The sequence below is a fragment of the Microbacterium sp. MYb62 genome (genome assembly GCF_002979475.1).
In the GTDB taxonomy this organism is placed as follows: Bacteria; Actinomycetota; Actinomycetes; order Actinomycetales; family Microbacteriaceae; genus Microbacterium.
Genome location: NZ_PCOY01000002.1, coordinates 39,249 through 64,635 on the forward strand (window position 1 = coordinate 39,249; position 25,387 = coordinate 64,635).

23 protein-coding genes are annotated in these 25,387 nt (G+C 68.0%); 11 read left to right on the forward strand and 12 right to left on the reverse strand.

Annotated elements, in window-relative coordinates; translation table 11 throughout:
* Positions 1-49: 49 nt before the first annotated feature.
* The 9 genes from CQ042_RS02650 to CQ042_RS02695 all read right to left on the reverse strand — a co-directional run bounded on the left by CQ042_RS02650 (position 50) and on the right by CQ042_RS02695 (position 10,069).
* A complete protein-coding gene (locus CQ042_RS02650) occupies positions 50-1,096 on the reverse strand; it encodes a zinc-binding dehydrogenase (protein ID WP_219844796.1) in 1,047 nt (348 codons plus the stop codon).
* The gene (locus CQ042_RS02655; RefSeq protein ID WP_374954458.1) at positions 1,093-2,493 is read right to left on the reverse strand and encodes an MFS transporter; all 1,401 of its coding nucleotides are present in this window, start codon (positions 2,491-2,493) and stop codon (positions 1,093-1,095) included. Before CQ042_RS02655 ends, CQ042_RS02650 begins: the two co-directional genes overlap by 4 nt.
* A gap of 60 nt (positions 2,494-2,553) precedes the next feature.
* Positions 2,554-3,732 carry a beta-propeller fold lactonase family protein gene (locus CQ042_RS02660; RefSeq protein ID WP_105668693.1) on the reverse strand — a complete coding sequence of 393 codons (1,179 nt, stop codon included), beginning with the start codon at positions 3,730-3,732 and terminating at the stop codon, positions 2,554-2,556.
* A gap of 10 nt (positions 3,733-3,742) precedes the next feature.
* The gene (locus tag CQ042_RS02665) at positions 3,743-5,029 is read right to left on the reverse strand and encodes an adenylosuccinate synthase (RefSeq protein WP_105668694.1); all 1,287 of its coding nucleotides are present in this window, start codon (positions 5,027-5,029) and stop codon (positions 3,743-3,745) included.
* Between the two features lie 243 nt (positions 5,030-5,272).
* Entirely contained in the window at positions 5,273-5,812 is a 540-nt protein-coding gene (locus tag CQ042_RS02675; RefSeq protein WP_105668696.1) for an aminoglycoside phosphotransferase, read from the reverse strand.
* 298 nt (positions 5,813-6,110) lie between these two features.
* Entirely contained in the window at positions 6,111-6,734 is a 624-nt protein-coding gene (locus tag CQ042_RS02680; RefSeq protein ID WP_105668697.1) for a histidine phosphatase family protein, read from the reverse strand.
* Positions 6,735-6,910: 176 nt separating this feature from the next.
* Positions 6,911-7,288: a hypothetical protein gene (locus CQ042_RS02685; RefSeq protein ID WP_105668698.1), complete on the reverse strand. Its 378-nt coding sequence runs from the start codon at positions 7,286-7,288 to the stop codon at positions 6,911-6,913.
* 288 nt (positions 7,289-7,576) lie between these two features.
* On the reverse strand, positions 7,577-8,836 hold the full coding sequence (locus CQ042_RS02690) for a hypothetical protein (protein ID WP_105668699.1): 1,260 nt from the start codon (positions 8,834-8,836) through the stop codon (positions 7,577-7,579).
* 99 nt (positions 8,837-8,935) lie between these two features.
* Entirely contained in the window at positions 8,936-10,069 is a 1,134-nt protein-coding gene (locus CQ042_RS02695) for a hypothetical protein (RefSeq protein WP_105668700.1), read from the reverse strand.
* Positions 10,070-10,215: 146 nt separating this feature from the next.
* On the opposite strand from CQ042_RS02695, the gene CQ042_RS02700 reads away from it, so the two are divergent.
* Positions 10,216-11,166: a DMT family transporter gene (locus CQ042_RS02700; protein WP_105668701.1), complete on the forward strand. Its 951-nt coding sequence runs from the start codon at positions 10,216-10,218 to the stop codon at positions 11,164-11,166.
* Positions 11,167-11,184: 18 nt separating this feature from the next.
* On the opposite strand, the gene CQ042_RS02705 is transcribed toward CQ042_RS02700, so the two are convergent.
* Positions 11,185-12,609, reverse strand: a complete 1,425-nt coding sequence (locus CQ042_RS02705; RefSeq protein WP_105668702.1) for a mechanosensitive ion channel domain-containing protein — start codon at positions 12,607-12,609, stop codon at positions 11,185-11,187.
* Between the two features lie 2 nt (positions 12,610-12,611).
* A complete protein-coding gene (locus tag CQ042_RS02710; RefSeq protein ID WP_181157417.1) occupies positions 12,612-14,771 on the reverse strand; it encodes an adenylate/guanylate cyclase domain-containing protein in 2,160 nt (719 codons plus the stop codon).
* A gap of 104 nt (positions 14,772-14,875) precedes the next feature.
* Between CQ042_RS02710 and CQ042_RS02715 the strand changes: the two genes are divergently transcribed.
* Positions 14,876-15,580, forward strand: coding sequence for a Pr6Pr family membrane protein (locus CQ042_RS02715; protein WP_105668704.1), 705 nt, complete (start codon positions 14,876-14,878; stop codon positions 15,578-15,580).
* 69 nt (positions 15,581-15,649) lie between these two features.
* Here CQ042_RS02715 and CQ042_RS02720 read toward each other — a convergent pair whose 3' ends face one another.
* Positions 15,650-17,074 (reverse strand): NAD(P)-binding domain-containing protein, encoded by a 1,425-nt coding sequence (locus tag CQ042_RS02720; protein ID WP_258131978.1) that lies wholly within the window; start codon positions 17,072-17,074, stop codon positions 15,650-15,652.
* A gap of 226 nt (positions 17,075-17,300) precedes the next feature.
* Between CQ042_RS02720 and CQ042_RS02725 the strand changes: the two genes are divergently transcribed.
* The 9 genes from CQ042_RS02725 (at position 17,301) to CQ042_RS02770 (ending at position 25,363) form a co-directional block, all read left to right on the forward strand.
* Positions 17,301-17,603: a hypothetical protein gene (locus CQ042_RS02725; protein WP_105668706.1), complete on the forward strand. Its 303-nt coding sequence runs from the start codon at positions 17,301-17,303 to the stop codon at positions 17,601-17,603.
* A 212-nt stretch (positions 17,604-17,815) separates the two neighbouring features.
* Positions 17,816-18,691 carry a hypothetical protein gene (locus CQ042_RS20365; RefSeq protein WP_181157418.1) on the forward strand — a complete coding sequence of 292 codons (876 nt, stop codon included), beginning with the start codon at positions 17,816-17,818 and terminating at the stop codon, positions 18,689-18,691.
* 467 nt (positions 18,692-19,158) lie between these two features.
* Positions 19,159-20,124, forward strand: a complete 966-nt coding sequence (locus tag CQ042_RS02740; protein ID WP_105669228.1) for a MoxR family ATPase — start codon at positions 19,159-19,161, stop codon at positions 20,122-20,124.
* Between the two features lie 7 nt (positions 20,125-20,131).
* On the forward strand, positions 20,132-21,019 hold the full coding sequence (locus CQ042_RS02745) for a DUF58 domain-containing protein (protein ID WP_105668708.1): 888 nt from the start codon (positions 20,132-20,134) through the stop codon (positions 21,017-21,019).
* Positions 21,006-21,494, forward strand: coding sequence for a hypothetical protein (locus tag CQ042_RS02750; protein ID WP_105668709.1), 489 nt, complete (start codon positions 21,006-21,008; stop codon positions 21,492-21,494). Before CQ042_RS02745 ends, CQ042_RS02750 begins: the two co-directional genes overlap by 14 nt.
* Positions 21,485-22,471, forward strand: a complete 987-nt coding sequence (locus tag CQ042_RS02755) for a VWA domain-containing protein (RefSeq protein WP_258131979.1) — start codon at positions 21,485-21,487, stop codon at positions 22,469-22,471. Before CQ042_RS02750 ends, CQ042_RS02755 begins: the two co-directional genes overlap by 10 nt.
* Positions 22,468-23,526 (forward strand): VWA domain-containing protein, encoded by a 1,059-nt coding sequence (locus CQ042_RS02760; RefSeq protein ID WP_105669230.1) that lies wholly within the window; start codon positions 22,468-22,470, stop codon positions 23,524-23,526. The genes CQ042_RS02755 and CQ042_RS02760 overlap by 4 nt, the downstream gene beginning before the upstream one ends.
* Complete coding sequence (locus CQ042_RS02765; protein WP_105668711.1) at positions 23,523-24,263, forward strand: hypothetical protein; 741 nt, start codon at positions 23,523-23,525, stop codon at positions 24,261-24,263. Before CQ042_RS02760 ends, CQ042_RS02765 begins: the two co-directional genes overlap by 4 nt.
* Positions 24,260-25,363: a hypothetical protein gene (locus CQ042_RS02770; protein ID WP_258131980.1), complete on the forward strand. Its 1,104-nt coding sequence runs from the start codon at positions 24,260-24,262 to the stop codon at positions 25,361-25,363. Before CQ042_RS02765 ends, CQ042_RS02770 begins: the two co-directional genes overlap by 4 nt.
* Positions 25,364-25,387 lie beyond the last annotated feature (24 nt).

Sequence of the window (25,387 nt, forward strand, 5' to 3'; positions counted from 1 at the left end):
ACCTGAACACCGTTCACCAGAGTATGGGCGGCCTCTGATCAGCGCAACTTCAGCGAGGCTGCGGCACCAGCACGATCTTTCCCCGCTGGCGGCGCTGGGCGATGGCGTCGTGCGCGGCCGCCGCATCCTCGAGACCGTATTCATCGACGGGAGGAGAGGTTCGCCCGTCTGCGAGCGCGGCGAGAGCTCGCGCCTCGAGCGCGCGCAGATCGGCGACAGCACGCCCGAGAGGCACGGTGACGGAGAGAGAACCTTGCACGATGTCGTCCGTATCGAGGCGGAGGATCTCTCCGCTCGACCAGCCGATGATCACGACGCGTCCACCCCGACCGAGACTCTCCAGGGCCGCTCGCGCAGTCCCGCCGCCGACACCGTCGAGGAGCACGGACGGCTGCTTCCCGTCGAGCAGCTCGCCCATCCGATCGGGCCACGACTCATCGTTCGCATCGAGCGGCACGAGCCTGCCTCGGGCGTGCTTCTCACCGAGGTCGAGATGCTCGACCACGGCGCGCTTCGCCGGGCCTCCGTGGAGCGCGACGACCGTCGCCCCTTCCGACAACGCAAGTTGGACCATCTGGCTGCCGAGACCTCCCGATGCTCCGGGGACCACCACGACGTCGGTCGGCCGGATCTGCGCGGCGTCCCAGACCAGCTGGGCCGTCCGGCCCGTGCCGATGGTCGCTACCGCCTGCGAGAACGCCACACCGTCGTCGATGACGTGCAGTGCCGACGCCGCCGACAGCGCGAACTCGGCGTATCCGCCGCTGCGGAAACCGACGTGGGCGACCACTCGCGCGCCGATGAGGTCCGCATCGACCCCCGGCCCCACGGCGTCGACGACACCGGCGATCTCGCGGCCCGGCGTCATGGGCAGCGTCGGCCGCGGCATCGACGGCAGTGCGGCATCCCTCCGGATGTCGAGGTCGACGGCGTGCACCCCCGCGGCGGCGACGCGCACGCGCACCTCTCCCTCCGCGGGGATCGGCAGCGTCGCCTCCTCGATCCTGAGCACCTCGGATTCTCCGAACTCGCGCTGCACGATTGCTCGCATGGTCTCCCTCTCCTTCTCGTCGGTGATCGCCGCGTCGCCGCTCATACGACCCCCTCGGTCTGCGTTTCGGTCGTGACGGCATCGACACGGATCCTCGGCGCGAGGATCGCCGCCGCGAAGGCGACCACCGCCGCCAGCACGAACACCCCGAGGAACGGATCGGCAGCCGCGAGCGCGGCGAACAGCGTGCCGGTCACGGCGAGCGCCATCGCGCTGCCGAAGGAGTCCGCGACCGTCATCGCGCCGCTGTTGAACCCCTGGTTCTCCGGCGTCGACATCGCGAGCGTCAGCGCACTGGTGCGCGGGCTCATGAGCCCCATCCCCATTCCGGCGACGACCCAGGCGACCGCGACCATCAGGGCGTCCCAGCGGAAGCCCGCGGTCGCCACGGTGAGCAGGATGCCGACCAGCACCAGGATCGTGCCGACCCGCACCGCCGTCACGCTCGAGAGCCGGGCACCCATCCGCCCCTGGACCGTCGCGGCGACGGACCAGGCGAGAGCGCCGCCGGTGAGCGAGAGCCCGGCGAGCGTCGGCGAGAGCTCGTAGCGATCGGTCAGCAGATAGGGCAGGTATACCTGCGCCCCGAAGAACGCCGCCGCGGCCACACCGCGCACGAGGATGACCGAGGGCAGCCCGCGGCGCGCCCGAAGCGTGCCGCGCGGGACCAGAGGCCGCACGGCGACGAGGGCGATCACCACGGCGACGAGGGACAGCACGGGGCCGATCGCGGGGATGCCGCCGACCAGGTTCAGCGCGAGCACGGCGGCGGCGGCGAGGACCGACCACCCGAGTCGGCCGAATGCCCAGGGGGTCGTCGCATCCCCGTCGTTCGCGAGCCCGCGAAGCGCGGGGATCACCATCAGCAGCGCCACGAGCACGAGGATGACCACGCCGAGGAAGACCCAGTGCCAGCTCCAGAGCTCGGTCACGGCTCCCGCGACCGTCGGGCCGATCAGCGACGGGACGACCCAGGCGGCCGCGAAGCCGGCGAAGATCGCCGGATGGAGCGCCTGCGGGTAGACGCGCGCGACCACGACGTACAACGCCACCATCAGGCCGCCGCTGCCGAGACCCTGCGCGAACCGCCCCGCGACCAGGATCTCCATGCTCGGCGCGAGACCCGCGATGAGCAGCCCGACGATGAACATCGCGACCGCCGTGTACAGCGGGGCGACCGGTCCGCGACGGTCGGCCCAGTTCCCCGCGATCACCATGCCGATGACCCCGGTGGCCAGGGGACCGGCGAAGGCGAGCGCATACAGGCGCTCGCCACCGAGGTCGGCGCTGACGGTCGGCATCACGGTGGTCACGGCCAGGGACTCGAACGCCCCGAGGAACACGAGCGCGCACGCGCCGATGGTGATCCAGAGGTATTCGCTGCTCATGATGCGCGGTGCGGCCGTGCCCGGCGTCGACACCTGCTCGGTCTGCGTGGTCATGGAGACGACGCTAGAACCTCAAGTGAGGTTGAGGTCAAGCGCGAAGTTCTCCGGGGAGCCTCAGCGCACCGGCAGGAAATGCGTCGGCGTCGGAACCTGGGCCTCGTGACGGATGCCGAGGGGCGCGCCCGTGCGCTCATCGAGGTCGAGCAACGCGATGGTGTCGGAGCGCTGACCGGCGACGAGCATCTTGCCCTCGTGGACGAGATGATGCCGCGGCCAGTCGACACCCGAGTCGGCGAGAGCCACGGATTCCAGAGCCTCGCCCCCACCACGCACCCGTAACGCCGCGATCGTGTTGCTTCCGCGAAGTGCTGTGTAGAGGAAGTGTCCGTCGCGCGAACGGGCGAGCTCGGCGGGGAAGTCCCTGCCCACTTCGGCGATCGGACTCGTCAGCGTCACCGACACGACGCTCCAGGTGCCGTCCGCCGCGCGCGCGAGCGTGAACACCTCGCAGGAGTACTCGGTGACCACGTGCAGGTGTCCGCTGGGGTGCAGGACCATGTGCCGCGGGCCGGTGCCGAGCGGGAGCACGACCTCGTGGTCGAGCACGAGTCCGCTGCCACTCTGCCGCCAGAAGCGCACGAGGTCGAAGCCGAGGTCGGTCGTCGCGACCCGGCCGTCGGGAAGGAAGACCGCTGCGTGCGCGTGCGAGACGCGGTCACCGCCGACCCCGTACGGGTCGATGGCCGCGATGCCGTCTCCGGGAGGGGTCACTCCCGTCACTCCGGGGGCCGACACGCCAGATGTCGGACGCGACTGGCCGAAACGTCCGCCATCTGGCGTGTCGGCGGGCATTTCGGGGTCGGGTTCACCGAACAGGGCCGCGCGGAGCGCCGCCGCGGCATCCGGTTTCGCGGGCACGATGCGCCCCTCCGCATCGAGGTCGAACCGCACCACGCGGCCGTCCCCGTAGCAGCTGGCGATCAGGGCCGAACCGTTCGGGGCGACCGCGACGTGGCAGACGTACTGACCGACCGCGGCGGGCGGGCCCAGAGGCGTGAGAGCCGATTCGCCCGAACGAGAGAAGGCCTGCACAGCAGAGTCGCCCTCGAGTGCCGCATAGACGACATCGAGGGACGGATGCTGCGCGAGCCACGACGGCGACGGCGTCTCGACCACAGCGCCGCGGTAGGCGAGGGTCGACGCCTCGCGGCCCTCATCCCCCGCGAGCAGGCCGATGCCGTCGGCGGAGCCGTCCATCGCGGCGCCGTAGCCGCCGAGCCAGAAGCGCGTCACGATGCGCGGATCAGTCGAGCAGATCGTGGCGGACGATGACCTGGTCGCGCTCCGGGCCGACGCCGATCACCGAGATGCGCGTGTTGCTCATCTTCTCGAGCGCCAGCACGTAGTCCTGCGCGTTCTGCGGCAGGTCCTCGAAGGTGCGCGCAACCGAGATGTCTTCGTTCCAGCCCGGGAAGTACTCCAGGATCGGCTTCGCGTGGTGGAAGTCGGTCTGGTTGACCGGCACCTCGTCGAAACGCTCGCCGTCGACGTCGTAGGCGACGCACACCGGGATCTGCTCGAGACCGGTGAGGATGTCGAGCTTGGTGAGCACGAGGTCGGTGATGCCGTTGATGCGCGTGGCGTAGCGCGTGATGGGCGCGTCGTACCAGCCGACTCGGCGCGGACGGCCGGTGGTGGTGCCGAACTCGAAGCCCTGCTTGCGCAGCCACTCGCCCTGCTCGTCGAAGAGCTCGGTCGGGAACGGGCCCGAGCCGACGCGGGTCGTGTACGCCTTGACGATGCCGACGATGCGGTCGAGCGCACCGGGTCCCACTCCCGCACCCGTCGCCGCGCCTCCGGCCGTGGCCGACGACGAGGTCACGAACGGGTAGGTGCCGTGGTCGATGTCGAGCATCGTCGCCTGTCCACCCTCGAACACGACGACCTCGCCGCGGTCCAGGGCCTGTGCGATCAGGTAGCCGGTGTCGGCGACCATCGGCCGCAGCCGCTCGGCGTACGACAGCAGGTCTTCGACGACCTCGTCGGCGGTGATCGCGCGGCGGTTGAAGATCTTCACCAGCAGGTGGTTCTTCTGGTCGAGGGCGCCCTCGACCTTCTGGCGCAGGATGTTCTCGTCGAACAGGTCCTGCACGCGGATGCCCACGCGGTTGATCTTGTCGGCGTATGCCGGACCGATGCCGCGACCGGTCGTGCCGATCATGCGCTTGCCGAGGAAGCGTTCGGTGACCTTGTCGAGCGTGCGGTGGTACTGCGTGATGATGTGCGCGTTGGCGCTGACCTTGAGACGTGAGACGTCGATGCCACGAGCGGCGAGCGCTTCGAGCTCGAAGAACAGCACCTCGAGGTCGACCACGACGCCGTTGCCGATCACGGGTGTCACACCGGGAGACAGGATGCCTGAGGGCAGCAGGTGCAGCGCGTACTTCTCGTCACCCACGACGACGGTGTGTCCGGCGTTGTTGCCGCCGTTGAACTTCACCACCCAGTCGGTGCGCTCACCGAGAAGATCGGTGGCCTTGCCCTTTCCTTCGTCGCCCCACTGCACGCCGACGATAACGATTCCTGGCATGGGTAACCCCCTGGCTTTCGCCGGGTTTGCACCGGCCGATGAGCTGGCCCTCTTCGGGCGGTCCCATCCTATCGAAGGGTTCCGGTGCGCCCTTTTCGGGTGTCACCGAGAGCCCGGCGAAGTCGAAGGTGACCATCAGGTCGACGGGCCACTCCGGGTTCGGCGAGCCCCGACCATCGGTGTATCCCCCAGCGAGGGCGCCGTGCCGACGAGATACGCGCCGTCGGGCACGGCGATCAGCGACTAGTTGTGTAGGGCGATGATGGCCTCAGCGACGGGGGCATGCCGGCGTCGCTGATCTTCGCTCCAATAGCCGAGTAGGTGCAGCGTCGCGGTCCGGAATAGCAACGCTCGTAGCAGCAGCTGGCGCCAGTGCTCGATCCCGAAGTCGTGGCTCAAATCCTGCACGGGATACCCATGCCAACAGGCGGCGTCGACCACTGCAATAGCAGCGCCAAGACCGGGAGGACGCCAATACGGGGCCCAGTCGATGACAAAGGGAGGATGTCCCTCGGCGAACATCACATTGCCTAACAGGTCTCCGTGGATCACCTGTTCGGATGCTGCGATCGACCAGCACTCGCTCTCGAGGCGCTCGAGGAAGCTATCGGTCGGTGGTGCCGCCTCACCCCAGGCGATCCGGTCAGCTCGACTCCACGGGTCCGACGATGCCTCGATGAACGACGGACGAGGCTCCGAGGCAATGGCTGCCTGAAACGCCAGACCCGCCTGCACTATGTCATCGACACGAGTTTCATCTGGCGCGCCGGGCACCCACTCCATCGCATGCCACCCGTCTCGAACCCAGTTGCCCTCATGGTCCACGAGAGGTCGAGGGACACTGAACTCGCTCGACTTCTGCAATCTAGACAAGACCCCCGATTTCCAGGCCGTCTCAACGACGTCCCCCGTCGGTCTGAGAACAACGTCACCAAACCGCCACGTCAGACCCCGCCCGCCGGGCAGCAACTCCGGGGCTCCTACGCCACCGAATGCTCCGGCTGTCTGTGAGGACGGCGGCACCGATCGAATCGTCTCCACCATGCCCTCATCTAACCGTGCTCTGCCGGACCCACGTGACTCAGGAGCTGAGGTGGACGGTGTCGTTGAGGCGAGCGACCGTACGGTTGTGGAAGTAGTCGTCTTCAACCAGTCGGGTGATGCTGCCGGAGTCCACGGTGAAGCTCGCGTGGGTGAGAGCATCGAGCGGCATGCCGATCCAGTGAGCGATGACGAGGGTCGCGGTTCCTCCGTGGGTGACGATGATCTTCTGTCGAGGGGAGTCAGACAGGATCATCTCCATGCCTGCGTAAACACGACGCGCCCATTGAAGTTTCGTTTCGGCACCTTCGAGTCCTTCGTCATGGTCCATTCGTTCGCCGTCCAGCGGTGGCGGCACGAATCTCTCACGGAACCAGGCATCGGGCTTGCCCTCGCCGGCGCCGTAAGACTTCTCGCGCAGCTCGGCCAGCCATATCGGCTGAAGATCTAGGCGCTCCCCGATAGCAGCCGCGGTTTGGGCGGTCCGGCGAAGGTCGGAGCTATAGAGCGCTGCGTCCGACTGCACGCTCGTTGCTAGGGCCGATGCAATTCGTTGAGCCTGTTCGACTCCGCGCTCCGTCAGTTCCGAGTCGAACCATCCTCCGACGCGGTGTTCCACGTGATGGGTTGCTTCGGGATGAGTCACGACGAAGAGTTCTTTCACATCCGCGATCTAAGCACGCCATTGCGCATCGGTTTGCGCCCCCTCGGTGTCCCCATGGCCTGCCGAAAACGATCGCTTGGGGTGGATCGATGATCTCGATCCACCCCAACTGACGACTTTCGTGAGATCGGACAGTCGGCTCGCCCGATGTCGGATTCAGGGACGCTCGGCGCCGGTCAGAACACGTACAGCTGGCCGAGGATCAGGATGACGATGAAGAAGGCGACGGCGATCCCCCCGATGATCGTGAGGGTCCGTGCCGAGAGCTTCGCGACACCCCACCCCACGAGGAAGGGGAGCGCGAGGAGCATGATCGCGACGATCCACCAGAACGCCGTGTAACCGCCTACGGTGGCCTCCGACAGCCGACCGCCGAACAGCTGCTGGGACATCGGATGGGTCGCGAAGCGCACTGCCGCGCTGATCGGAACGCCGACGAAGACGAAGACGATGAGCCCGATCAGCGCGCCCCACAGGGTCGGGCTGCCACCGCCGCTCAGCACCCCTCCGTGGAGTTCGGGCTGCTGCTGCCGTTGGTTCTTGCGCTCCGTCATGGCACAGGAGCCTATCCCCCGGGTGGGCGCGGGGTGGTCGATCGCACACTCTTCGCCGGTGCGGGGACGGAAGTCACCAGGGTGACCTGTAGCAACGACCCACTCCACACGAGCGCGCGCTCAGCTCAGCGCCCGGCGGGCGTTCCACCCGCTGTTGACGCTGGGTCGCTATGTTTGTGGCGGCTCGTGTGTGCGCAACACGTGAACCAGAGCCTGCCGCATCTGATCAGCCTCCCCAGAGGAAGCCTCTCGCCGTCGACGTCGGGCCGACCTCTCCCCCTTCGAGCGTCATCGACGCCCCTCGGCGGCTCGGTTCCGTGCGTTGGCCTCGATCTCTCGCACCCGCGCGTAGTGCGCCTCGATGCGCAGGGCTTGCGCTGATTCGGGGGCGGGATACCTCAGAGACGCCGGCATGACCGCGGCCGCCTGGGCGCACCGCCCGTCGCCCGCGGGATCGAGCACCCCTCGGAAGCCGGCGGGGATCCACGGATCGCCGCTCAGCCGAAGGAGCTCATCCGCCTCGGCCGGGTGCTCCGTCCAGCGGTGCAGAGTCCCCTGGCCGTTGGCCTTCGTGCGGGTGGGGTCGAGATGCGGAGCGACCATCTCGGCGTACTCCGGCTCGAACCAGGTCATCCATTGCGGCGCAGTCGGCAATCCGCTCCACGGGTCTTTGAGCTTGACGTCCATGAGCGGATGAGCCGTTCCGTACCGACTCGTATTGACCTCGGCGAACGCGAAGAAGGAGCCGGTCCGTTCGGCGAGCGCGACGAAGAACGGCTCGATGGCATCCAGGGCTTCGAGCTTCTCGAGCCGATCGAGCTCGAACTTCAGTCGGATCGATTGGGTTCGGCGCTCCAGGTCGTTCGTCCACCCGTCGATGGTCCCGTGCTCGATCGGCTTGCCCGCGAGAATGAGATCACTGATGTAGCAGTCCTCGCGGTACCTGGCGTCGAACTGCGCGTCGTCGTCGCGGGGGAACCGTCCCTGGAAGGGTTCGTGGGTGCCGAATCGCGGAGGCACGCCGGGCTTGAAGAACTCGCGGGCGGTACGGAGGTAGATCTCGGCGAGATCCTTGTCGTTGGCGTCGTCGAGCAGTCGGTACCAGCGCAGGTGCAGAAAGCGCGGTTGCGGGGGTTCCGGCTCTGGCTCCGGCTCGGGCTCCGGCGGCTCGTAAGTCTGTGGGTCGATCACCGTGCCGTCGACACGCTCCGCCAACCGTGCGGCGAACGCCGTCGCCACAGCCAGCTTCGTCTCGTCTACGCTGAACGAGAATCCTGCGCCCGTCTGCACGTCGTACGACACGTGGATGCTGTACAGCACCGTCGCATCCGCGACCTCGGGCCACCCCTCCGGGATGCGCTCCGGCTCCAGCAGATCGGGACCATCCAGCTCGAACGCCATCGCGCCGCCGCGCTTGTGCACGATCGACGAGATCGTCTGCGACCTCCGATCAACCTTGGCCTTGAGCCCGCGCACCGACGAGACCACCTTCGCCAGCTCCCTCGCCGTCAGTGAGACCTTTCCATACACCTCGAGGTCATATGACATCGACCACTCCCCTCCGAATCGTCTGCCCCCATCCTGTCGGATGAGACGGACACCAGAAGGACACGATTACATCGGGCGCAGCACCGGGGGATGCGGCCGTCAGCGACTGCGCGTCAGACCTCTCGTCGACCGGAGGCGCTCAGGCATGATCCTCGCGGTGGCCGTCGCCACTCGGCGATCATCGGCGTCACCCTGAAGGGGAAGGAAGTCCTCGGGGATCCACGGTTCCCGCTCGGTGGTTGCTGAGGCGGGAATCGCGGGCGAAGGGCGGCTGACGTGGAGAAGCCCCCGGTCGGACTCCCGAAGCTCCCCCGTCGTCAAGTGCGACTGCACGAGGGCGGCGTAGTCGGGGGCGAGCCAGCTCAACCACGGCGCCTGCCGGGGCAGGCCCGCCCATTCTCCCCATCGCGCCATTGCGACGGGAGGGTTGTACCTCGATCGCCGGACGTCCGCGCAGGCGAAGAAGCTGTCCGTGCGCCGAGCAAGGTCGACGAAGAAGGCCTCGACCGCACCGGCGAGACGGGGCTTGAGCAAAGTGGAGGCGTCGAACACGAGACCCAGGCGTTGACGCTCGCCGATCTGATCTCGAGACCACTCATCGAGGAATCCGTAGAGCAGCGGCTTGCGTCCGCTGATCTGCATCCGCTGGGAGGCGCATTCCTCTCGATACAACCTGTCGACTCCCGCTGCGCCTTCCTTCGCGAACTTCGCGAAGGGGGACCAGCACCCGAAGGTCCTCGGCAGAGCACGGGGGAAGAACTCCTCCGCCGATGCGACGTAGTGCGCAGCGAAGGCGTCGCCGTCGTCGTCCAGGCTCCGGAACCATTCCAGATGCAGGAAGTACTCGGGTTCCGGCGGGAGTGCAGGCGCAGCCGGTTCCGGTTCGGTCTGCCAGTCGACCACCGTCCCCTTGACCCGCTGGGCGAGCCGATCGGCGAAGGCGAGCGCGAGCGCCGTATTGGTCTCCCCCTGCCCGTCGTAGGTCACGGAGATGCTGTACTGCACTCGCAGCCGGGTGAGATCCGGTCTCCCCTCGGGAAGATCCTCACGCTCCAGCCGAGTCGGACCGTCGAGGATGAAGCAGTGCTCTCCCGAGTCCGCCCGCACGACGGCCGAGATCCCTCCGGATCCCGGGTCGACCTGCGCATGCAGAGCCCGATCCTCCACGAGTACGTCGACCAGCTGACGCGCACTGAGCGACAGTGTGCCGAAGACATCGAGGTCGTACGACACCGGACATCACCTCTCCTTCAGGCAGAGCTTGCTCGTCCAACCGTAGAGCCCAAGCGGCCACCGACCGGCACGGTGGCCGAAAAACGTGCGGACCATGTCGCTTCCCCGGCTCGCCCGATGTCGGAAGCCCCTGCCAGGATCGAAGGATGGCAGAAGCCGCATCCGGCGATCCCGAGATCCGCACGAGCACCCGCGCAACCAACAGCACCGATGCACCGAAGAAGCAGGGCGCGCTCGTACTCATCGCCGCCCTGGTGACGGTGGTGCTCTGGGCGTCCGCCTTCATCGGCATCCGCGGCGCAGGCCCGCACTACGACCCGGGTGCACTGGCACTGCTGCGGATGGCCGTCGGCACCGTCGTGCTGACGATCATCGCCGTGCGCCACGGCATCCGCATCCCGGAACGCCGCCACTGGCTGCTGATCGCGGTGTGGGGCGTCGGCTGGTTCTGCGTCTACAACCTCGCCCTCAACAGTGCAGAGCTCACGCTCGACGCCGGAACCGCCGCGATGGTCGTGAACCTCGCGCCCCTCATGGTCGTCGTCTTCAGCGGACTGTTCCTTCGCGAGGGGTTCCCCAAGCCGCTCGTCATCGGGGCGCCCATCGCGTTCCTCGGCGTCGTCCTGATCGGCATGAACTCGTCCACCAGCGCAGGCCCCGACATCACGGGTCTGCTCCTCGCCCTCCTCGCCGCGGTCATGTACGCCGGGTGCACGCTCGTGCAGAAGCGGCTGCTCACCTCGGGCGTCGACCCGACCACCCTGACCTGGCTCGGAGCGGGCGTCGGCACCATCGCGCTCCTCCCCTGGATCGGCACCCTCATCGGCTCACTCCAGACGGCCCCGCTGGATGCGACGCTCTGGATCGTCTACCTCGGCATCTTCCCCACCGCGATCGCCTTCACGACCTGGGCCTACGTGCTGCAGCGCAGCACCGCGGGACAGACGTCGGCCACGACCTACGTCGTGCCGGCGATCGCGATCCTGATGTCGTGGGCGATCCTCGGCGAGGTGCCGACGCCACTGATGTTCCTCGGCGGGGCGCTGTGCCTGCTCGGCGTGCTCATCACGCGTCTGCGGTGGCGTCGACGCGCCTGACGCCAATTGTGACGCCCGTCAGCGCCCGGTGATCACCCCGCGCGCGATCCCCAGCTCCGCGAGCCGAGATGCGGCGAGCGTGCGCTTGAGTTCGAGCGACTCCCCGATCTCCGCGGCCAGGCGGGGTCGTGTGCGGATCAGGGCGTCGATCGTGTCGAGCGGCAGCACCACGACGGTCAGGATCTCGCCCGCGACCGTCACGGCCTGCGTGCGCTCGCGGGTGAGCGCAGTCTGCCCGATGAGGTCGCCCTTCTCGGCGGCGGCGAACTCGACGCGTCCGCCTTCCACCTCGAGGGCGAGCGCCGCCCGGCCCGACAGCACCACGCGCACCTCGTCGGGCACGACACCGCTGGGCAGCACGATCTCGCCGACGCCGTAACGCTCCAGCCGGGCCTGGGTGAGCACGCCCTCGATGTCGTCGTCGCGCAGATGCAGAGTCGGTGCGATCTGGTGCATCGCCTCGACCAGGCGCTGCGGCTCGGCGAGCGGGTCGGTGGAGTCTCCGTCGAGGGCGAACCCCCGACGCCGGGCCGCATACCAGAGCCAGGAGAGGTACATCGAGAGGGCCCGGGATGCATCGGCAGGACCCGCCACCGGGATCGACACCGAGTACGCACCCGCACCCGAGTAGTCGACGGTCGCGCGCTCGCGCTGCAGCCGCATCGGGAGCGAGTCGGCCACTTCGACGAGGAGGGCGATCACCTCGTGCGGAGGATCGTCTGTCGAGAACTTCACGGCCGTCTCGGAGTAGTACGGCCCCTCGGGCTCGCTCATGTTGGTGAACGAGGCCCCGGAGAGCGATGAGTTCGGCACGATCTGGATGCCCGAGCCCGTGTCGATGTGCACCGCGCGCCAGTTCACCTCGACGACCCGGCCCTTCACACCCGCGGCATCGAGCCAATCGCCGATCTTGAACGGCTGCTCGAACAGCAGCAGCAGACCCGAGATCACCCCTCCCACCGCGTTCTGCAGCGCGAGGCCGATCACGATCGATCCGACACCGAGCGCCGTGAAGAGTCCGCCGACGTCGGCATCCCACACCCACGAGAACAGCAGCGCGAGCCCGACGCCCACCAGCACCAGCCGACCGATCTCGACGAAGATCGACGGGATGCGCTCGCGCCACGACCCCGGCTTCGCGTTGGCGAACAGCGCGACGTTGAAAGCCGACAGCACGAGCAGGATGATGAGGAACCCGAACACGGTCGCCACGACGCGGGTCCACACCTGATCGGCGGGCGACTGGATCGCGAACACGAGCAGCGCGAACAGTGCCCCGACCGGGATGACCCAGTTGCGCAGCATCCGCAGCGGCTTCGCCACGGGATTGCCGCGTCGGGTGAGCGTGCCGATGAGTTCTGTGAGCACGACCAGCAGCACGGGCACACCGACCGCGAGGCCGATGATCCACCAGCCCCAACCGCCCGTGAACACGTCGCCCATGATCAGACCACCTTCCACACGGTCTCGGTCCGGCCCTGGGTCTCCACCGTCCCCGCCTCGACGTAGGTGACGATCTCCTGCGTGCGGTCGCGCACGGTCTGGCTCACGTAGATGCCCGGCTCACCCGTGACCGAGCGCACCCGGTAGGCGAGACTCACCGCGTCACCCCACAGGTCGTAGGCCAGGCTCGTCCGCGCCACCAGACCGCTCGTGACCGTGCCGGTGTCGACACCGGCGCGCAGCGAGATCTGGGTGCCGTTCTGCGCGTTGAAGCGCTCCAGCACGCCGAGCAGACTCCGCGCGAACTCCACCGTGCGCCGGATGTTGTCGACCCGCGGCACGATCAGGCCCGACGACGCCAGGTAGCCGCCGCGCAGTGTGCGCACCTTCTCGACGCCCGCCTTCTCGGCCGCCTCATCGAAGCCGCGCATCAGCGTGTTCAGGAGTCCGATCTCCTCCTCCGCGCTCAGCCCACGCGCGAGGTCGTCGAATCCGACCAGCTCGGCGAACACGACCGACACGTTCTCGTGCGCCTCGGTGATCGCCTCGTCGCCCTGCTTGTACTTCGTCGCGACGCTCTCGGGCATGAGGGTGTGCAGCAGCTTCTCGTTCTCCTTCTGCTGCTCCTCGATGAGGTCCTGCTTGATCCGCAGACTCGACGCCATGTCATTGAAGGCGCTGCCCAGGTCGCCGAACTCGTCGCGCGACCCCTGCGGCACCTGCACATCGAGATCTCCTTCGGCCACCCGATGCACGGCGCCGACGAGACGGTGGATCGGACGCGTGAACACCTGCGCGAGCAACAGCGACAACAACGAGACTCCGAGCAGGATGCCGAGCAGCGAGAGCAGCACGTTGCGGGTGAAGACGTTCACGGGCTCGAATGCCTCGGCCGTGTCGATGCGCGCGATCACGACCCAGTCGAGGCCCTCGATCTCCAGGGGTGAATACGCGGTGACACTCTCGCCGCCGATGAAATCGCGTCCGACGACCGTGCCGCTCCGACCCGCCTGCGCCTCCTGCACGGCCTGGGTGTCGACCGGCTGGAGCAACACGGTGCCCTTGATCGCGGCGATGCGGTCGACGATGGTCGGGGCCATGCCTCCGCTGATGAGGCGCTGCACGTAGTCGTCCGGATCTTCCACGAGCCGGCGTGCGGTGCTGCGCATGAGGTCGTCGCGGCCGACCAGGTAGACCTCGCCGGTGTCACCGAGCCCCTGGGCCTTCCAGTCCTCGTTGCCCGTCATGACGTCGTTGATCGTGTCGATGGAGATCTGGAACGCCATCGCTCCGGTGATGCCGCTGTCGTTCCCGACCGGTGAGACGACCCACATCGCGGGCACGTTGAGGGAGGGGATCCAGCGATCGAAGTCGGTCAGCACGACCGTGTTGACCGAGTTCGTCGCCATCGCCTCGGCGTAGGCTTCCGCCAGTGCGGAGTCGCGGTAGGGCCCGGTGAGGAGGTTCGTGCCGAGCTCGACCCCTTTGTACGCCGAGAAGGTGACGTCGCCGTCTGTGTTGAGGAGCAGCGCGTCCTCGTACGCCGCCTCCTGCACGAGCCTGGTGAAGTAGTCGCCGTAGCGCTCGGTCGCCGCAGAGTAGGTGGTGCCGTCCCCGCTGTCGTTGAGAGCGAGCTGCGCGTCGTAGTCGGTGTCGAAGTCCTGGTTCCCGAGGACGTACTGCCGTTGCACATACTGCCCGGCCGCCGACTCGGGGATGAACGCCGTGTCGCCGTACTCCTCGCCCGAGCGACCCTCGAGCTCGGGGATGAACACATCCTTGTAGTAGGCCTCAACCTCGGCGCGCTGGCTCTCGTCGAGCTCGATGCCCGCAAGGTCGGCGAAGCCCGCGTTCACGGCCGCCGACATGCTCTGGGCGCTGAGGTTGCGGCTGTTGAGCGAAGCGTCGCGCCGCACGCTCTCGATCGCCGTCGTGATCTCCGCCGCCCGCATCGACCGGATGGTGATCAGCTGGTCGACGGCCGAGTCGTGCAGCGACTGCCGTCCGTTCACGAACCCGATCGCTCCGACGATCACCGAGGAGACAAGGCTCACCCCGAGCAGCATGATGAGGAGCTTGGACTGGATGCTGAGTCCGGCGCGTCGGAACCGCCCCTTCTTCGCTCCGCTCGCGTCGACCGTGCCATGTCCGCTGTCGCTCATCTGCCCCTCCGCCATGCGCGTGCTGCGTGAACGGTCCGACGATATCGATATATCGGTCCCGCGGTCTATGGAAACCTGCCACTACAGTGGCGACCGGAGGCGAAATGACGACCTGGTGGCCCTATCTGCGCATCGCCGCAGCCGTACTCGCGCTCGCGGCCGTCGTCGCGCAGCTGATCCGCTCAGTGCAGAACGCCCTCGATGCGACGACCGAGTGGGGCGGCCATCTGCCGACGGTGGCGGCGAACTTCCTCAGCTTCTTCACGATCGAGTCGAACATCCTCGCCGCGATCGTCCTGCTCATCGCCGCGATCTGGGCCCTCCGCAACCGCGCGACGCCCGATGCCGAACCCCGCTGGCTCGCGGTGCTCCTGGTGTGCGTCAGCACGTACATGATCGTCACGGGCATCGTCTACAACACGCTGCTGCGGAACGTCGAACTCCCCCAGGGGGTGACCGTGCCCTGGTCGAACGAGGTGCTGCATGTCGTCATCCCGCTGTTCCTGCTGGCCGATGTGCTGTTCGCGCCGCGCCGACGGGCGCTGGGCTGGAGCACGATCGCCGTCACGGCGATCTTCCCGCTGGCGTGGGCCGTCTACACGCTGATCCGTGCGAACTTCATCGTCGCTCCGGCGACCGGTCAGCCCTACTGGTACCCGTATCCGTTCCTGAATCCGCACACCGTGCCCGGCGGCTACCTCGGTGTCTCCGGATACATCGTCGGCATCGCGATCGCGATCATCGCCGTGGCTGCCGGCGTCGTCTGGGTCGGCAGGCGCCGCGGCACCACGCCCCCGGTCGTCGCCTGACCCGTCTCGAACGACGACGCCCCTCGCACCCGGGAACGGGTGGAGGGGCGTCATCGAACCGGGCGATGGTCAGGCGGTGGCGAGTGCCTCGCGGTCATCGTCATGCGGCTGGCCCGCGATGATCCGCGCCGCCTCGGTGGCATCCGGATCCACGTCGAGGTACCGCTCGAGGGAGTCGTCGAGCTCCTCGAGCCACGGCGTGTGGTGCACGACCGCGATGGTGCCGGTCATGACCGACTCGTAGATGCGGTCGCGGTAGCCCATGATGTCTTCCTTCTTGTCGTGCTTCCACGCGAGGAAGATCTCGACGACCCGGTCGATGTCGAACTCCGGGTAGTCGGTGAGCTGCAGCAGGTCGCGGATGTAGTCGGCCTGGAAGCGGATCTCCGCCGCGGCCGAATCGATCTGCGCGAAGCGCGCGCGCCACTCGGCGATGGATGCGGTGCGCTCCTGCTCGTCGGGCAGCGCGAGGCGGCCGAGGATCAGGTCGCGCACATACCAGGCCTGCACATCGAACATGTTGAACGTGAACCACTGGTCCTGCGCGCCGAGATACGTCAGACGCGGGTTGCCCTGCCACACCACGCCCCGGTACAGGCCGTCGGGGTAGACGTTGTTCGGCGAGGAGAGTGCGAGGTCGTCGGGCAGGAACGGGTACTTGTGCAGATATCCGGTGCACAGGATCACGGCATCGACGTGCTTCGAGGTGCCGTCGGCGAAGAACGCGGTGCTGCCCTCGAAACGCTCGACCATCGGGCGCTCCTCGATGCCCTCGGGCCAGTCGTAGCCCATGGGCGCCGACCGGAAGCTCGCCGTGACCGAACGGGCACCCATCTTGAACGCCTGGCTCCCGATGTCCTCCGCGGAGTAGCTCGCACCGATCACGAGCACGTCCTTGTCCTCGAACGCCTCCGCGCCCCGGAAGTCGTGGGCGTGGCTGATGTAGCCGGGGAAGGTCTCGATGCCGGGGAAGTCGGGCACGTTCGGGAAGGAGAAGTGACCGCTGGCGATGATGACCCGATCGAACTCCTCGGTGGTCGACTCGCCGGTGGGCAGATCCTCACTGGTGAGCGTGAAGACCTCGCGCTCACCGTCGAACTCGATCCAGCGCACCACGGTCTGGAAGCGGATCAGATCGCGCACGTCGCTCTTCTCCAGGCGACCCGCGATGTAGTCCCACAGCACCGGACGCGGCGGGTAGGAGGAGATGGGGCGGCCGAAGTGCTCGTCGAAGCTGTAGTCCGCGAACTCCAGCGCCTCCTTCGGGCCGTTCGACCACAGGTTGCGGTACATGCTGGAGTGCACCGGTTCGCCGAACTCATCCAATCCGGTGCGCCAGGTGAAGTTCCACTGTCCACCCCAGTCAGCCTGCTTCTCGAAGCAGACCAGGTCGGGGATCTCCGCCCCCGCACGGGCGGCGGACTCGAAGGCCCGCAGCTGCGCCATCCCCGAGGGGCCGGCGCCGATGATCGCTACTCGTTCTCTACTCGTCACGTATCGTCCTCATACTCTTCAGTCATGTATCGGGCGCGGCCGCATCCGAGCGAGGAACAGTTCTGTCCCGGTGGGAGCGGAAATGCTCGACCTGCCCGGAAAGCGGCTGCTCTTCGACGTTAGCAGGGTCGGTCCGTGGGCGATGGCGACGATCATCCGCTGGATGTACGACGTGGGTACTCCAGTCCGATGCCCGCCGACAGACCCCCGTCGTAGCGTGGATGTCATGTCAACCACTGCCTCTGCCCCCGTCACTGCCACGCCGTCCGCCCCCGCATCGTCCACCGCGAAGGGCACAGCCAGCCTCGTTCTGGGGATCTGCTCCCTGTTCGCCGGCTGGACCTTCTTCGCGCCCGCCGTCGGACTCATCCTCGGGATCGTGTCACTGCGAGGAGAACCACGTGCACGAACTCAGGCGACATGGGGGGTCGCCCTCAACGCGATCGCCATGAGCATCTGGGTCATCCTGACGATCCTCGCCCTCACGTTCGGATGGATCGCGGCCACATCGACGGTGTTCGGCCAGTAACGACACCGCACCGCCGCAGAACGCGGCATCCGCCGGTGCGGGCTACCAGCCGCCGCCTTCAGGCGTGAAGGTCGCGAGCACAGGTTCACTCATATAGTGAGGGGTCGTCGCCCTGGCCTCGCGCGAGACAGGCTGGAACGAGGTCACCGACACCGCGGGCGCGATCGGTGAAGGGATCGGAGACACGTGGAACGCGATCTTCGGATGACGCGATGAGGGCTCCGCGCCCGATGCCGACCACGCGCCTGGAGGCGCTCCTCGGTAGGCGAGGCGCCGCCGTGGCCCTGTGGCTGAGTGCGGCTCTCACTGTGGCGGTCTCCGCGTTGCTGTGGGGCGCTGTTCTCGAACGTCCCCTCGCATCCAGCCTGGCGTCGATGGTGCCGATCCTCGTCTCGATCCCGATCGTGTGCTGGGCGTTTGTCGTGTTCCAGTTCGTGACGACGAGAGCGCGGCGCACAGGACCGGCCCAGATCAGCGCCGCGCGAGACACTCTCCCGCACGGCATCCTCATCCCCGGTCGCCGAGGCCACACCCTTGCGCTGCTCGCTGCCGTGGGCACCGCTGCGGCGTTCTGTGTGATCGCCGCGGTGACGACGAGCGGCGGATGGTCGATCACCTGGGGCACGGCCGCCGCTCTTTGCGTTATCGCGACGGTGAGTACGGGGATCGCTGCAGCGCACCCTCGCAGACTCATCCTGCATCCGAACGGTCTCGGCTCTGCCTCGTTCCTCTCCGACGCCGCGGTGCAGTGGCACGACATCGAGGCGATCGAGTTCACCGAGGGTGCTGCGGGGATGATGGTGCTTCGCGTGCACGCCGCGCCGACCGCGACGTCATTCGAGTCGGTCTGGCGACACCCCTTCTTCCGACGTAAGAAGTCCTTCGACGTCGAGCCGTTGTCGCTCGGGATCGACGGAACTCTGATCTGGCTGGCCCTGCGACTGTACGCCACAGACCCCGCCGCCCGGCAAGAGCTCGCCTCCGGTCGCGCGCCCGCGCGTCTCTTCGATCCCGTGACAGCCACGGCCGTGCCGTTCGCCGTCGCACACCCCGTGATCGACGTGTTTCGACCCGCCCCTCGGCGCTGATCGTTGCTCGTAGACGACGCGCTTCAGACCAGCCGCAGCCAGTGGTTGCCGCGTCCCGGCTGTCCCCGCGGGCAAGCCGGCGTATCCGTCGAGGGATACGCGTCGTTCGCCGATGTACTGCCCCGTTTCGGGGTGGATGATGAACGGAGGTCGCATGACGGCTGTAGAGCGACTCGAACACCGCCGGTTCGCGGATCGAGCGTTCACTCACCTCGTTGTCGGGGCTCACATCCGTATTGCTCGATTCCTTCGATCAGGTTCACGGCAATTCTGGCGGAGCGTCCTCCCCGATACGACGACTACCCTGGCTGGGGGGAGAAGCGCCGTGCTCCTCAGGAGGAGAGAGCATGCACGATCTGAACGCCGCATCCCCGCAGCCGGTGGCGCCACCGCCTCCGCCCGCTCCCGCGCAGGCCCCTGCACCGGCAGCCGCCGCTCCCGCGAACACCGCGCCGACCGCTGCCGAGATGGCCAGGGCCACAGAGGTGCTGCGGATCATCTCCGCCTCGTACTCGGCGAAGATGGTCGGCCAGGACCGGCTGCGCACGAGTCTGCTCGTCTCGCTCATCGCCGGCGGCCACATTCTGCTCGAGAGCGTCCCTGGCCTGGCGAAGACCACCGCGGCCAGCACCCTCGCCGACACCGTGAAGGCGCAGTTCAAGCGCATCCAGTGCACGCCCGACCTGCTGCCGAGCGACATCACGGGCAACCAGATCTACGACGCCGCGACGGGCTCGTTCCGCACGGTGCTGGGCCCTGTGCACGCGAACTTCGTGCTGCTCGACGAGATCAACCGCTCCAGCGCGAAGACCCAGAGCGCCATGCTCGAGGCGATGCAGGAGCACCAGACGACCATCGGCGGAGAGATCCATCACCTGCCGAAGCCGTTCCTCGTGATCGCGACGCAGAACCCCATCGAGCAGGAGGGCACGTACGAACTGCCCGAGGCGCAGATGGATCGCTTCCTGCTCAAGGAGATCGTCGAGTACCCGAGCCCCGCCGAGGAGCTCGAGGTGCTCAGCCGCATCGATTCCGGCGTGCTCGACCCCGATCGGCATGTGGCGAGCGCCGTCAGCCTCGACGACGTGCACCTGCTGCAGGATGTCGCGAGCCGCATCTACGTCGACCCCGCGATCCGCAACTACATCGTCTCGATCGCCTACGTCACCAGGAACCCGGCGCCGTACATCGGCGAGGAGCGCGCGCGCTTCATCAAGTACGGCGCGAGCCCTCGTGCGAGCATCGCCTTCCTGCAGGCATCGCGGGCGCTGGCCCTTCTCAAGGGTCGCTCGCACGTGCTGCCGGAAGACATCCGCGAGCTGCGGCACCTCGTGCTGCGCCACCGCGTGCTCCTCACCTTCGAAGCCGACGCCGAGGGCGTGCGCAGCGAGGAGATCATCGACCAGATCTTCGCGTCGGTCCCGACGCCCTGACCTTTCGATGGCCAGCCTGATCACGCAGGTGAAGAGCAAGCTCTTCATCCACTCGACGCGCAAGTCGCTGCACGCGCTCGACGGCGCCTACGCGTCGCTGCTGCACGGGCGGAGCCTCGACTTCGAAGACCTGCGCAAGTACGAATACGGCGATCAGGTGCGCGACATCGACTGGCGGGCGACCGCACGCCTGGGCACGCCGCTCGTCAAACGGCATCGTGCGACGCGGATGCACACCGTGCTGTTCGTGGTCGACACCGGCCGTTCGATGTCGGCACTCGCAGAGGACGAGCGGGCCAAGAAGGACCTGGCGATCCTCGCCACCGGGGTGCTCGGCGTGCTGGCCCTGCGACACGGCGACGACTTCACCACGGTCTACGGCGACGCGTCGAAGGTGCGGCGCCTGGCGCCCGGCCGCAGCGAAGGTGCGCTGGAGCACGCGCTGCGCACGATCGACCGGGCCATCGACGAGAGCACCGCACCGAGCGACCGCGACGCGCTCCTGTCGTTCGTCACACGCACGATCGCCCGCCGCATGATCGTGGTGGTGATCACCGACGAGGCCCCCGTCACGGACGAGACCGAGCGGATGCTGCGCCGTCTGCGCGTGCAGCACGATGTGCTGTGGCTCACCCTGCGAGACGCGGAACCCGTGCTGGATCACGCGACCGGACGCATCCGCAGCGACGTGGACAGCCGCTGGCAGGTGCCGGCCTTCGTGCAGGGCGACCGCAGCATCGTGCAGGAGCTGACCGCTCAGCGCGAAGCCGACGCCGCCCGCCTCGCCGAGATGCTCACCCGCATGGAGATCAGTCACTCCGCATTGAGCGGGCAGGACGACGCCGTCGCGCAGCTGCTGCAGCTGCTGAACCGGAGGTCGAATGCCCGGCTCTGACGAGCTCTACCCGCCGGCCCAGTACGGCTGGGGCTGGATGCTGCTCGCGATCGGCATCCTGGCCCTGCTGGTCGTGGGCGCCTGGCTGCTGATCGTGCTCACCCGTCCGCGACGCACGATATCGGTCGCCGAGACCGGCGGGTATCCCCCGCTGATCGTCGATGTCCTGTCGCAGCTGCGCACGGAATACATGGCGCGCATCCAGCAGATCGAGACCGACTACCGTGAGCGGCGACTCTCCGCGCGGCAGGCCAATCTCGAGCTGAGCCGCGTCGTCCGCACCTTCGTGAACGAGTACAGCGGCCTGGAGGCCCCGGTGCTCGCACTCGACGACCTCGTCGCCCGGGGCGTCCACCCCGCCCTGATCGACGCGATGGGCAGGCACTACTACCCGAGCATCTTCCGGCAGGGACCCCCGATCGACCCCGTCGCCGGCGCCGAGGCCGCCAGGGCGGTGGTGCGCTCATGGCACTAGCGAACGTCTGGATGCTGGGCGTCGCCGGCGCCGTCGTGCTGGCCGCCCTCACGATCGGGCTCGTCGTCGGACTCCGGCGACGTGGCCGCTCCCGCGGTGGCGAGACGGCGCGCATCGCCCGCGCCGAACGTCTGCGCACGCTCCCGACCTTCCGGCGTGCCCTGGCACGGCGCGCGGTCGCCCTCTCCGGCATCCTCGCCCTGGGGGCGCTCACCGCCCTCGTCGCCGGTGTCGTGGCGGCGCGCCCGATGTCGGTGCAGACCATCCAGCCCGTGAACACCAGTCGCGACATCATGCTGTGCCTCGACGTCTCCGGGTCGATGACCGAGGTCGACGTCGAGGTGCTGACCGTCTTCGACGAACTGCTCGAGAGCTTCGAGGGCGAGCGGATCGGTCTGACGATCTTCAACAGCTCCCCGGTGCAGATCTTCCCCCTGACCGACGACTACGACTTCGTCGAGAAGCACCTGCAGAGCATGATCGAGAGCTTCGACTACGGCGCTGCGGTCCCGGAGCACTGGCTCGGCACGCTCAACGGAGACGGCGCCTCTCTGATCGGCGACGGCTTGGCAGCCTGCACGATGGGCTTCGACAACCCGGACGACGAGCGCTCGCGATCGGTGATCTTCGCCACCGACAACGAGATCAACGGCGCCTCGATCGTGACCCTCGACGAGGCCGCCGCCTACGCCGCCTCGAAGGGGGTGCGCGTGTTCGCGTTGAACCCGGTGCAGGGGAAGGACACCGACGTCAGCGCGGAGCTGTCCGACGCCGCCGAGGCCACGGGCGGCGCCGCGTACGGTCTGCGTGACACGACCACGGTGTCGGACATCGTCACCCAGGTGCAGGAGCAGGAGGCGTCCGAGCTGCGAGCCGAGGCGCAGGTGCTCTGGACGGACAGTCCGAACCTGTGGATCGCGCTGCTCTCGATCGGCCTCCTCTGCTTCGTCGTGGTGCTGTGGAGGGTGCGGCTGTGATCTTCCAACCCGTCCTCAACCCGCTGCTGATCGCGCTGCTGTGCGCGCCCGTCGCCGCCCTCGCCGTCTGGGTGCTGGTGCGACCGCCCCAGACGGCCGGATCCTCGCCCTCCACCCCCCGCGCGCTCGCCGGGCACCGCGCGCTGTGGGCGATGCGTCTGGTGCTGGTGCTCGCCTGCTTCGCGATGCTGCTGCGCCCCGGCATCCCGGGCGGCGCGACGCAGACCCTCGCCACCGACACCGACATCGTGCTGGTCGTCGACACCACCGCGAGCATCGTGGCCGAGGACTGGGGTGACGGCGAGCCGCGTCTCGACGGCATCCGCGAGGATGTGCAGGCGCTCGTCGAGGAGTATCCGGGAGCGCGCTTCGCCCTCATCACCGCGGATGCGGCGGCCCAGCTGCGGATGCCGCTGACCACCGACACCACGGCGCTGCAGGGGTCGCTCGAAGTGCTGCGACCGGAGGTCACCAACCAGTCGCGCGGAAGCTCGATCGGCATCGCGGCGCCGCTGCTCTCGGAGACCCTCGCCTCGGCGGCCGCGTCGTCTCCCGACCGTGCGCGGATGGTGTTCTACTTCGGCGACGGCGAGCAGACGGTCGACTCCGCGCCGGAGTCGTTCAGCTCCAGCGCGGGGTACACCGACTCGGGAGCGGTGTTCGGCTACGGCACCGCCGAGGGCGGGCCGATGCGCATCACCACCGGCGGGCTCGGAGACGACCGCGGCGACTACATCCAGTACGAGGGCGCCGACGCGCTGTCGGTGATCGACGAGACGAACCTCGAGACGATCGCGGGGCAACTCGGTGTCGCGTACGAGCATCGGACGGCGGACACCGCTCCCGCCCTCCCGAAGGCTCCGTCGACCACCTCCAGCTACGCCGATTCGGGGGCGGTCGGCAACGTCACGGAGCTGTGCTGGATCGCCGCGCTGATCATCCTCGCCATCCTCGGCGTGGAGCTCACCCGCGCCACGATCCTGATCGCGCAGCTGCGGCGACTGCGGGTCCCGCGGCAACGCCGCAGGGGCCGCCCCGAGAGAGGTGCCTCGTGACCGCGTCGAACGATGCCGCCGCTGCGCTGCTGCGCTCCAACCGCCGTCGCCGCCGCATCCGGCGATGGGTCGCGATCGGCACCCTTCCGCTCACGCTCGCCGCACTGTTCTTCGTGGGCAAGCTGCTGAGCATGTACGCCTTCGCGCATCAGGCGATCACCGCGTACGTGGTCGACGACTTCGCGGGGTCGGAGGCCTCGGCACGCGGGCAGGAGTTCCTGAACTGGTTCGAGCCGTACAAGGCGCCGTTCAACGTCGGCACGGCGCTCGGCGCGGCGGAGCAGCTGCCCGCAGCCAGGGGCGAGCTCGAGGAGGCGCTCGACCTCGCGACGGGGTTGGAGGTGTGCGGTGTGCGGATCAACCTCGCCCTGGTCGTCGAGCGGATGGGCGATGCTTCGCGCGCCGACGGTGATGGTGCGACCGCGGCGCAGCTCTACGGAGAGGCGCTGACCATCACGGTCGAGACACCCCAGGAATGCCACAGCGAAGAAGCAGAACAGCAGTCGTCCGATCCTCAGCGCGACATGTCGGATTCGCTCGAGAACACCGAGGACCGGCTGAAGAAGAAGCAGCAGGAGGAGCAGCAACAGCAGCCCCAGCCGCAGCCCGGTGAGGACGAGCAGCCCTCCGACGACGACCTGCAGGGTCTCCAGGACAAGCTCCAGCAGGGCACGGAGGAACGCGATCAGCAGCAGGGTGACGACCCCGGCGGTTCGGGAACGGAGAAGCCCTGGTGACGGATCACGAGAAGCAGCGGGCGCGCTACCTCGCGGGCACCGAGGGCGCACCCCCCGTCCCTCCGCCCGGCGGCTATCGCGGCGCACAGCGCCATGCGGCCGCGCCGGCGGCAGCGCCGGCCGTCACGACAGTCGTTCCGGGAGGCGAGCCGAAGAAGCCGGCGAACGTGCTCGGCTGGGTCGCTCTCACCACGGCGATCCTGTTCGCCCTGACCCTGCTGGGCACCCTGGTCGCCGGCGGTACCGACATCGTCTACGGCGTCACGATGCTCACGGTGCAGCTCGTCGTGGTCGCGACGGTGGTCGCCGCGCTGTTCTCGGAGCGAGGACGCACACTGGGGGCTATCGCGCTGATCGTGACGATCCTCTTCAACGTCGCCACCGTCGGGGGCATGAGCGCCCTGCAGACCTCGGCCTCCGGCAACTACGAGGGCACGAAGACGGCCGCGCAGAAGCATGCGGAGGCCTACCCGGGGATCAAGGGCACGGATCCGCAGCAGACTCTCGCCCAGCAGTCACTGGAAGAGGTGCGCGCGCAGTCCGAGGCCCTGTTCGCCGACATCCGTGCGCGGCTCACCGACGAGTTCGGGTACTCGTGGACCCCGGTGGGCGACGAGGACCTGCGTCCCGAGCGCAACGGCTACGGCGGCGAGTCGATGCTCGTCGAGTTCACCACGACCGCGTGGGCGACCAACGAGCCCATCCAGGACTACGACCGCAAGCTCGAGGTCATGGCCGTGATCAGCGAGGTGGCTATCGAGCACGGGCTCTGGGACCTCTACTCCTTCAACGACCCGATGGTCTCGGGTATCGACCCCTCGGTGATCGCGAAGCTCTACGGCAGCGACGACCCTCGCACGCAGACCACCTGGGAGTACTACACCGAGAACTATCCGGATCCGCTGCGGTTCTACGCCAACATCTACGATCTCTCGAACGACGACGACGGCGGCTTCCTGGCGGCCCGCGAGGCGCAGAGCGCGCTCACGGGAGAGCCGCTCGAAGGGCTGCAGCTGGCGGTCATCGCGAGCGGCGTGCTCAGCGAGGCCGATCGTGCGGAGTTCCAGGAGAAGCTGCAGGATTATCCCGGCTTCGAGTGAGGTGCACGTCGGATCGGCATCCGT

What these genes read in the sequence shown, in the direction of transcription:
- CQ042_RS02650 (WP_219844796.1), bottom strand. Translation starts at nt 1,096, where the DNA reads ATGAGCGGCGACGCGGCGATCACCGACGAGAAGGAGAGGGAGACCATG.
- CQ042_RS02655 (WP_374954458.1), bottom strand. Translation starts at nt 2,493, where the DNA reads ATGACCACGCAGACCGAGCAGGTGTCGACGCCGGGCACGGCCGCACCG.
- CQ042_RS02665 (WP_105668694.1), bottom strand. Translation starts at nt 5,029, where the DNA reads ATGCCAGGAATCGTTATCGTCGGCGTGCAGTGGGGCGACGAAGGAAAG.
- CQ042_RS02675 (WP_105668696.1), bottom strand. Translation starts at nt 5,812, where the DNA reads ATGGAGTGGGTGCCCGGCGCGCCAGATGAAACTCGTGTCGATGACATA.
- CQ042_RS02685 (WP_105668698.1), bottom strand. Translation starts at nt 7,288, where the DNA reads ATGACGGAGCGCAAGAACCAACGGCAGCAGCAGCCCGAACTCCACGGA.
- CQ042_RS02690 (WP_105668699.1), bottom strand. Translation starts at nt 8,836, where the DNA reads ATGTCATATGACCTCGAGGTGTATGGAAAGGTCTCACTGACGGCGAGG.
- CQ042_RS02700 (WP_105668701.1), top strand. Translation starts at nt 10,216, where the DNA reads ATGGCAGAAGCCGCATCCGGCGATCCCGAGATCCGCACGAGCACCCGC.
- CQ042_RS02705 (WP_105668702.1), bottom strand. Translation starts at nt 12,609, where the DNA reads ATGGGCGACGTGTTCACGGGCGGTTGGGGCTGGTGGATCATCGGCCTC.
- CQ042_RS02710 (WP_181157417.1), bottom strand. Translation starts at nt 14,771, where the DNA reads ATGAGCGACAGCGGACATGGCACGGTCGACGCGAGCGGAGCGAAGAAG.
- CQ042_RS02715 (WP_105668704.1), top strand. Translation starts at nt 14,876, where the DNA reads ATGACGACCTGGTGGCCCTATCTGCGCATCGCCGCAGCCGTACTCGCG.
- CQ042_RS02725 (WP_105668706.1), top strand. Translation starts at nt 17,301, where the DNA reads ATGTCAACCACTGCCTCTGCCCCCGTCACTGCCACGCCGTCCGCCCCC.
- CQ042_RS20365 (WP_181157418.1), top strand. Translation starts at nt 17,816, where the DNA reads ATGAGGGCTCCGCGCCCGATGCCGACCACGCGCCTGGAGGCGCTCCTC.
- CQ042_RS02740 (WP_105669228.1), top strand. Translation starts at nt 19,159, where the DNA reads ATGGCCAGGGCCACAGAGGTGCTGCGGATCATCTCCGCCTCGTACTCG.
- CQ042_RS02745 (WP_105668708.1), top strand. Translation starts at nt 20,132, where the DNA reads ATGGCCAGCCTGATCACGCAGGTGAAGAGCAAGCTCTTCATCCACTCG.
- CQ042_RS02750 (WP_105668709.1), top strand. Translation starts at nt 21,006, where the DNA reads ATGCCCGGCTCTGACGAGCTCTACCCGCCGGCCCAGTACGGCTGGGGC.
- CQ042_RS02755 (WP_258131979.1), top strand. Translation starts at nt 21,485, where the DNA reads ATGGCACTAGCGAACGTCTGGATGCTGGGCGTCGCCGGCGCCGTCGTG.